The organism is Neorhizobium tunisiense (genome assembly GCF_039631515.1).
In the GTDB taxonomy this organism is placed as follows: Bacteria; Pseudomonadota; Alphaproteobacteria; order Rhizobiales; family Rhizobiaceae; genus Neorhizobium.
The window spans coordinates 195,254-202,500 of the sequence record NZ_JBDIUU010000012.1 but is presented as its reverse complement, the minus strand read 5'-3'; the positions used below and the strand labels follow the sequence as shown (position 1 = coordinate 202,500).

The 7,247-nt window shown below is 61.9% G+C and carries 5 protein-coding genes (1 of these 5 cut by a window edge); all 5 read left to right on the top strand.

Translation table 11 applies throughout. The features are described 5' to 3' along the window. On the top strand, positions 1-527 hold the 3' portion of the coding sequence (locus ABCW43_RS27920) for a phosphoribosylaminoimidazolesuccinocarboxamide synthase (protein WP_345930601.1). The gene continues 424 nt to the left of window position 1, outside the view; only the last 527 of its 951 coding nucleotides appear in the window; the start codon falls outside the window, past its left edge; its stop codon occupies positions 525-527. A gap of 42 nt (positions 528-569) precedes the next feature. After that, entirely contained in the window at positions 570-1,172 is a 603-nt protein-coding gene (locus ABCW43_RS27915) for a TetR family transcriptional regulator (protein ID WP_345930600.1), read from the top strand. Positions 1,173-1,336: 164 nt separating this feature from the next. Then, positions 1,337-2,533 (top strand): efflux RND transporter periplasmic adaptor subunit, encoded by a 1,197-nt coding sequence (locus ABCW43_RS27910; RefSeq protein ID WP_345930599.1) that lies wholly within the window; start codon positions 1,337-1,339, stop codon positions 2,531-2,533. Between the two features lie 49 nt (positions 2,534-2,582). Next, positions 2,583-5,681 (top strand): efflux RND transporter permease subunit, encoded by a 3,099-nt coding sequence (locus tag ABCW43_RS27905; RefSeq protein WP_345930598.1) that lies wholly within the window; start codon positions 2,583-2,585, stop codon positions 5,679-5,681. Positions 5,682-5,813: 132 nt separating this feature from the next. Beyond that, positions 5,814-7,241: an efflux transporter outer membrane subunit gene (locus ABCW43_RS27900; RefSeq protein ID WP_345930597.1), complete on the top strand. Its 1,428-nt coding sequence runs from the start codon at positions 5,814-5,816 to the stop codon at positions 7,239-7,241. The last annotated feature ends 6 nt before the right edge of the window (positions 7,242-7,247 follow it).

The following is a 7,247-nucleotide window of genomic DNA, read 5'->3' as shown; positions in this document are numbered from 1 at the left end:
CGCCGACAAGCAAGGCCTTCGACGGCGGCCACGACGAACCCCTGACGCCCGGCGAGATCGTCGAGCAGGGACTTCTGACCGCCGAACAATGGACGACCCTCTCCCGTTATGCGCTCGCGCTTTTTGCGCGCGGCCAGGAACTGGCGGCGAAACGCGGCTTGATTCTCGTCGATACCAAGTATGAGTTCGGCACGGATGCCGAGGGCACCATCATCCTTGCCGACGAGATCCACACGCCGGACAGCAGCCGCTACTGGATCGCTGACAGCTACGACGAGGCCTTCCGCAACGGCACGCGGCCGAAGAGTTTCGACAAGGACTTCATCCGCGCCTGGGTGGTCGAGCGTTGCGACCCCTATAAGGATGAGATCCCCGCGATCCCGGCCGAGCTCGTCGAGGAGACCGCCAAAGTCTACCGCACGGCTTTCGAGACGATCACCGGCGAGACTTTTGTGCCCGATACCAGCGGCGCGACCGTGCTCGACCGTATCCGCAGCAATCTGGCGCCCTATTTCAGCACGCGTTGAACAATTGGCCGGAAACCGTTCCGGTATTATGACGAGGACAAAGTGCGCAGACCGAGACGCAAGGCGGAAGAAACGCGGGAAGATATCCTCAACACGGCTGAATCTCTGTTCCGTGAACGGGGGATCGCCAAATGCTCGATCGCCGACGTCGCCCACGCGCTGCACATGTCGCCCGCCAACGTCTTCAAGCACTTTCATTCCAAGGCGTCACTGGCGGATGCGATCTGCGACCGGCATATCAGCCGGATGATTGGCCGGTTCGAGACGCTCGACGAGCCGGCACCGGCGCCCGAGCGGCTGGCAATCTTCGTTCGCAAGCTGATGGAAGCGCATCTCCAGGATCTTCGCAACACTCCCTTCCTGTTCGAGATGATCTTCCTGATGTCGGAAGCGGATCTCCCGAGCGGCCAGCATTACAAGCAGCTGATCGAGAACCTGTTCACCGATCTCATCCGGCAAGGGGTCGAGAGCGGCGTCTACCAGTGTGCGGACCCGCAGCCGGTCGGCCGGCACGTGGCGGCCGCCTTTGCCAGCGTGCTCCATCCGGTCCTTCTGGCCAAGGCCGGCGAGGCGGAATTGCATGACCGTTGCGACGGCCTTGCCAGGCTTGTGAATGCTGCGCTGCAAAATCCGCTTGCAAAGTGACGATTTTATATTTACGTCACTTCACCAACCGTGGAACATTGGTTAACTCTCACTTGTGACCACCATTGTTCCGACTGATTGAGACGGGTTAATCTCCCCGACTTCCGCCCCGGCACATCCCGCCTGCCGGGGCAATGACCCAGACGCTTGCCTTGGATGACGCCATGACCGGACGCAAACTGATACTTTCCCTGCTTCTTACCGTGGCGCTCACCGCCTGCAGCGACTCAGGCCAGACGCCGGCCGGCAACGGTGCGGCAGGCGGCGCTCCGCAGCGTCCGCCGCAGCCGGTCAGCGTGGTGATCATGAAGAAGTCCGAGCAGCCGATCACGGCTGTCCTGCCGGGCCGGGCTACACCATTCCAGATCGCCGACATCCGTCCGCGCGTTACCGGCCAGATCAATCAGATCGCCTTCAAGCAGGGCAACGAGGTCAAGGCCGGAGATCTTCTCTACAAGATCGAGGACAGCACCTATGCGGCCGAGGTCGCCGAGGCGAAGGCGACCCTCTCGAAGGCGCAAGCCAGCATTCCGAGCGCCCAGGCGAACCTTTCCCGCTATGAGCGGCTGGTCAACAGCGGCGCGACGCAGATCGAATATGAGAATGCGCGGGTGACGCTTCTCCAGGCACAGGCGGATGTCGAACAGGCGAATGCCGCGCTCAATGCCGCCCAGATCAATCTGGACCTGACCGAGATCCGCGCGCCCTTCGATGGCGTCACGTCGATCTCCAATGTCAGCATCGGCAATATCGTCACCGCCAACCAGACGACCGCGCTGACGACACTGCGCCGCCTCGACCCGATTTATATCGATCTCATCGATTCCAGTACCAACCTGCTTGAACTGCGCACGGCCATGGCCTCCGGCCGCTTGAGCGGCGATCCGCGCAAGGCGGATATCAGGCTGACCCTGGAAGACGGAACGGACTACCCCCTGACCGGCAAGCTCGACATGGCCGATATGGCCGTCAGCGAGACGACCGGCACCTACCAGATCCGCGCGCTCTTCGATAACCCCGAGGACATGATCCTGCCGGGCACCTATGTGCGCGCCACCGTCACTCTCGGCAAAGAGAGCGGCTACCTGATCCCGCAGCGCGCCGCGACGCGCAATGCCCGCGGTGAGCTTTCCGCCAAGTTCGTCACAACCGACGGCAAGGTGGAGACCCGCATCTTCCCGACCAGCAGCGTCTCCGGCAACAGCTGGCTTGTCACGCAGGGCGTAACCGACGGCGACCGCCTGGTCGTCGACGGCTTCCAGTGGATCGCCGATGGCGCCATTGTCCAGCCGGTCGATGCGACGGTCGACGACAAGGGTTTCGTCGTCGAGGCGCCGAAACCGGCCGCGGCAAAGCCGTGAAGGCCCGAGCGGAAACGAACATGACGAAACGCGGCAAGGAATAATCTGAATGGCCAAGTTCTTTATCCGGCGACCGGTCTTCGCCTGGGTCATCGCGATCGTCATCATGCTCGGCGGCGCGCTCGCCATCGCGACGCTCTCGATCTCGCAATATCCCGACATCGCGCCGACCACGGTCAGGATCACCGCGAGCTACAACGGTGCAAGCGCCGAGACCGTCGAGAAATCGGTGACGACGATCATCGAAGACGGCATGACCGGCCTCGACGACCTCACCTATATGACGTCGTCCTCCTCGACCGGCCGCGCGACGGTCACGCTGACCTTCGGCAGCAGCGTCCTTCCGGACATTGCCCAGGTGCAGGTGCAGAACAAGCTGCAGCTGGTGCAATCGCAGCTGCCCGACGTGGTGCAGCAGGCCGGCATCGAGGTCTCCCGTTCGACATCGAGCATCCTGATGGTCGGAGCCCTGGTTTCGACGGACAAGAAGCGAAGCTCGGTCGATCTCGGCGACCTGTTTTCCACGCAGATCGAAGATCAGGTCAAGCGCCTGGAAGGCGTCGGCAGCATCGACATCTTCGGATCCGGCTACGCGATGCGCGTCTGGCTCGATCCCTACAAGCTGCAGAAATACCAGTTGACGCCCGCGGATGTGACGTCCGCGATCCAGTCCCAGAACACGCAGGTTTCCGTTGGCGCCTTGGGCGGTCTTCCGGCCAGGCAGGAGCAGCAGCTGACCGTCACCATGACCGCGCAAAGCCAGCTGACGACGGTCGACGATTTCGAGCGGATCATCCTGAAGGTCGAACAGGACGGCGCGACGGTGCGCCTCAGCGATGTCGCCCGCGTCGAGATCGGTGAAGAGAGTTATGGTGGCGGCTCCCGCCAGAACGGCCTGCCGTCCACGGGTTTCGCCGTGAACCTCGCGACCGGCGCCAATGCTCTCGATACCGCCGCGCGCGTCAGGGAGGCGCTGACCGCCATTGGACCCAATCTTCCGGATGGCGTGGAGATCACCTATCCCTACGACACGACGCCCTTTGTGCAGCTGTCGATCGAGAAGGTCGTCCACACGCTCATTGAAGCGATCATCCTGGTTTTCGTCGTCCTGCTCATCTTTCTTCAGAATCTGCGTGCAACGCTGATCCCGATGATTGCGGTGCCCGTCGTCCTGCTCGGCACGTTCGGGGTGCTGGCGATGACCGGATATTCCATCAACACCCTGACCATGTTCGCCATGGTTCTCGCCATCGGCCTTCTCGTCGACGATGCCATCGTCGTCGTCGAGAATGTCGAACGCATCATGGACGAAGAGGGCTTAAGCCCGCTCGAAGCCACCGAAAAGTCCATGGGCGAGATCACCGGCGCCATCATCGGCATCGCGCTCGTGCTGACGGCCGTGTTTATCCCGATGGCCTTCTTCGGTGGCTCGACCGGCATCATCTACCGGCAGTTCTCGATCACCATCGTATCGGCCATGCTGCTTTCGGCACTGGTCGCCATCGTGCTGACGCCGGCGCTTTGCGCCACCATGCTGAAGCCGATCGATCACCACAAGAAGCGCCGCGGCATCGGCGCCCTGTTCAATCGTGGTTTCGACCGCTCGACCCGGGGTTATGTCAGCACTATTGGGTATCTTCTGAAGCGCCCGTTCCGCGTGATGCTGGCGTTCCTGCTGGTGATCGGCGGCTGCGCCTGGCTTTTCACGAAACTGCCGAATTCTTTCCTTCCGCAGGAAGACCAGGGCGTTCTGCTGACCATTATCCAGACGCCTGTCGGCGCCACCACGCCGCGCACCGACGAGGCGGTCAAGAAGGTCGAGGCCTATTTCCTCGAAAAGGAAAAGGACAATGTGGATGCCGTGTTCGGCGTCCTCGGCTTCAGCTTCAGCGGAAGCGGCCAGAACAACGCGATCGTGTTCACCAAGCTCAAGGATTTTGCCGAGCGTACCAGGCCGGAGCAGTCTGCCGCAGCTATCGTCCGGCGGGCGAGCGGGTATTTCTTCAGCATCCGCGATGCGCAGGTCTTCGCCCTTCTGCCGCCGGCCATCCAGGGGCTGGGCACGTCGAGCGGCTTCTCCATGTATCTGGTCGACAGCGGCAACAACGGCAACGCGGCGCTGACTACGGCATCGCAGCAGCTCATTCAGGCCGGCACCGGCAATCCGAACATCAGTTCGCTGCGCAGCAGCACCCAGCGATCCGAAACCCAGCTCAAGATCCTGCTCGACCAGGAAAAGCTGGGCGCGATGGGGGTCGATCTCGCCTCCGTCAACTCGATGCTGGCCACCATCTTCGCCGGACGCGATGTCAACGACTTCACCCTCAACAACGAGCTGAAGCCGGTCTATGTCCAGGGCGATGCGCCCTACCGCATGCAGCCGGACGACTTGAAACACTGGTTCGCCCGTAACAATAGCGGCGAGATGGTTCCCTTCTCCTCCTTCAGCACCGTCCAGTGGATCAGCGGCACGCCGCAGCTTGCGCGCTTCAACGGCACCAGCGCCATTCCACTCGAGGGCGCGGCCGGTCCGGGCGTCAGCACCGGCCAGGCCATGGACGAAATGCAGAGGCTGACGGCTGCGCTGCCTGGCGGTTACTCGGTGGCCTGGCAGGGCATTTCCTACCAGGAGCGGCTGTCGGGCTCGCAGGCGCCGATGCTTTATGGGCTATCGGTCCTGATTGTCTTCCTCTGCCTTGCGGCACTCTATGAAAGCTGGTCGATCCCGTTCTCCGTCATATTGGCGGTCCCGATCGGCGTGCTCGGCGCGCTCGCCGCGGCGTATCTCTTCGGCCAGGCGAACGACGTTTATTTCAAGGTCGGGCTTCTGACGACGATCGGCCTCGCGGCGAAGAACGCCATTCTGATCGTCGAATTCGCCAAGGAACGTCAGGCCGGCGGGATGAAAATGATCGAGGCAACCCTTGAAGCTGCACGCCTGCGCCTGAGGCCGATCGTCATGACATCCCTCGCTTTCATCCTCGGCGTCGTGCCGCTGGCGATCGCGACCGGCGCCGGATCGGCAGCTCAGAACGCCATCGGCACCGGGGTGCTGGGTGGTATGCTTTCTGCAACACTTCTCGGAATTTTCTTCGTTCCGTCCTTCTTTGTTGTCGTTAGACGGTTATCAAAGCGTGAAAAAGAGTAGGATGATGATTACGTTCGTTAACGTATTCGACCTTTAATGCCGTCAGAAGCTGTACGAATCGCTGCTGACGGGACAATCGGAAGAGGCATGAGTGCTGACCTTCCACGCGTTATAGGGCACTGGGACAGAAAAATGTTATCCATTCGTGTTGTTGCTCCTCTCACTATGCTGCTGCTTTCGGGCTGCGTCGTCGGTCCAGATCACAAGGCGCCGGAAATTGCTCTTCCGGGTAAATTTGCCGAAGCCGGCAAGACCAGCAACGGCGATGTTTCGCAGGTTGCCTGGTGGACCGCATTTAATGACAGCCGCCTGAACGGCTACGTAAATCAGGGGATCGGCCAGAACCTCGATATCCTCCAGGCTATGGAGCGGATCACGTCCGCCCAGGCCAACGTTACCGTCGCCGGCGCGGGCGCTCTCCCGTCGCTGGATCTCTCGGCCGCCAGCACGACCACCGGCACTCGTACCGAGCCCGGTTCGTTCTCGCGCACGACCGTGTCGGCGGGTACTGCCGATGCGTCCTGGTTCCTCGATCTTTTCGGCCTCTACAGGCGTTCCAAGGAGAGTGCGCTCGCAAGCCTCGATGCCGCCTATGCCAGCGAGGACGTCGCACGTCTCTCGTTCCTGTCTCAGGTCGTCGCGGCTTATATCGACGTGCGCTACTTCCAGGAACGCATTGCGATTGCTCACCGGAACCTCGATTCGCGGCGTGAAACGCTGAGCCTCACCAAGCTCCAGCTGGATGCCGGCGCAGCTTCTCGTCTCGATGTCGTCCAGTCGGAAGGCTTGGTGAACTCGACGATCGCAGAAATCCCGGGCCTGGAGACGAGTTTCCGGGGTGCGGCGCATCGTGTCGCCACGCTTCTCGCCATGCCGGCATCGTCGCTCGTTCCGGAACTTCAGAAAGGTGCCCGCCAGCCGGTTGCCCGCTTCAGCACCAAGGCCGGCATTCCGGCGGACCTGATCCGCAACCGTCCGGACATCCGTGCCGCGGAACGCCAACTCGCATCGGCCGTCGCCCAAATCGGCGTCGCCGAGGCCCAGCTCTATCCGGCAATTACGCTCGGCGGCTCCATTTCTCCGAGATACAACGCCATTGCCGGCAGCCTCGATACCCGGGCCCTGACCTGGTCTTTCGGGCCACAGCTGAGCCTGCCGATCTTCGACGGCGGTCGCCTGCGCGGCAACGTCAAGATCGCCGAATCCAGCGCCCGCGAGCAGTATCTTGCCTGGAAGCAGACGGTTCTGAACGCAGTCGAAGAAGTGGAAAATGCACTGGCCGCAGTTTCCCGCGACAGCCGCACGGTCTCCTCTCTTCAGGCAACTGTGAAGTCCTACGAAGAAGCTCTGCAGCTTGGCACCGCCAGCTATCGTGACGGCGCTTCCTCGCTGCTCGACGTTCTCGACGCTCAGCGCGAGGTCTCGACCGCTCAGTCGAACCTCGCAGCCGCCGTGCGTCAGATGGCACTGGACTACGTCTCGCTCAACGTGGCGGTCGGTGGCGGTTATGCCTTCGGCAAGACCGATACCAAGGTCGCGTCGGTGGTCGTCAAAAAGTAACCTCCG

Excerpts from the sequence above, each read along its gene's own strand:
- ABCW43_RS27910 (WP_345930599.1), top strand. The coding sequence starts at position 1,337 with ATGACCGGACGCAAACTGATACTTTCCCTGCTTCTTACCGTGGCGCTC.
- ABCW43_RS27900 (WP_345930597.1), top strand. The coding sequence starts at position 5,814 with ATGTTATCCATTCGTGTTGTTGCTCCTCTCACTATGCTGCTGCTTTCG.
- ABCW43_RS27905 (WP_345930598.1), top strand. The coding sequence starts at position 2,583 with ATGGCCAAGTTCTTTATCCGGCGACCGGTCTTCGCCTGGGTCATCGCG.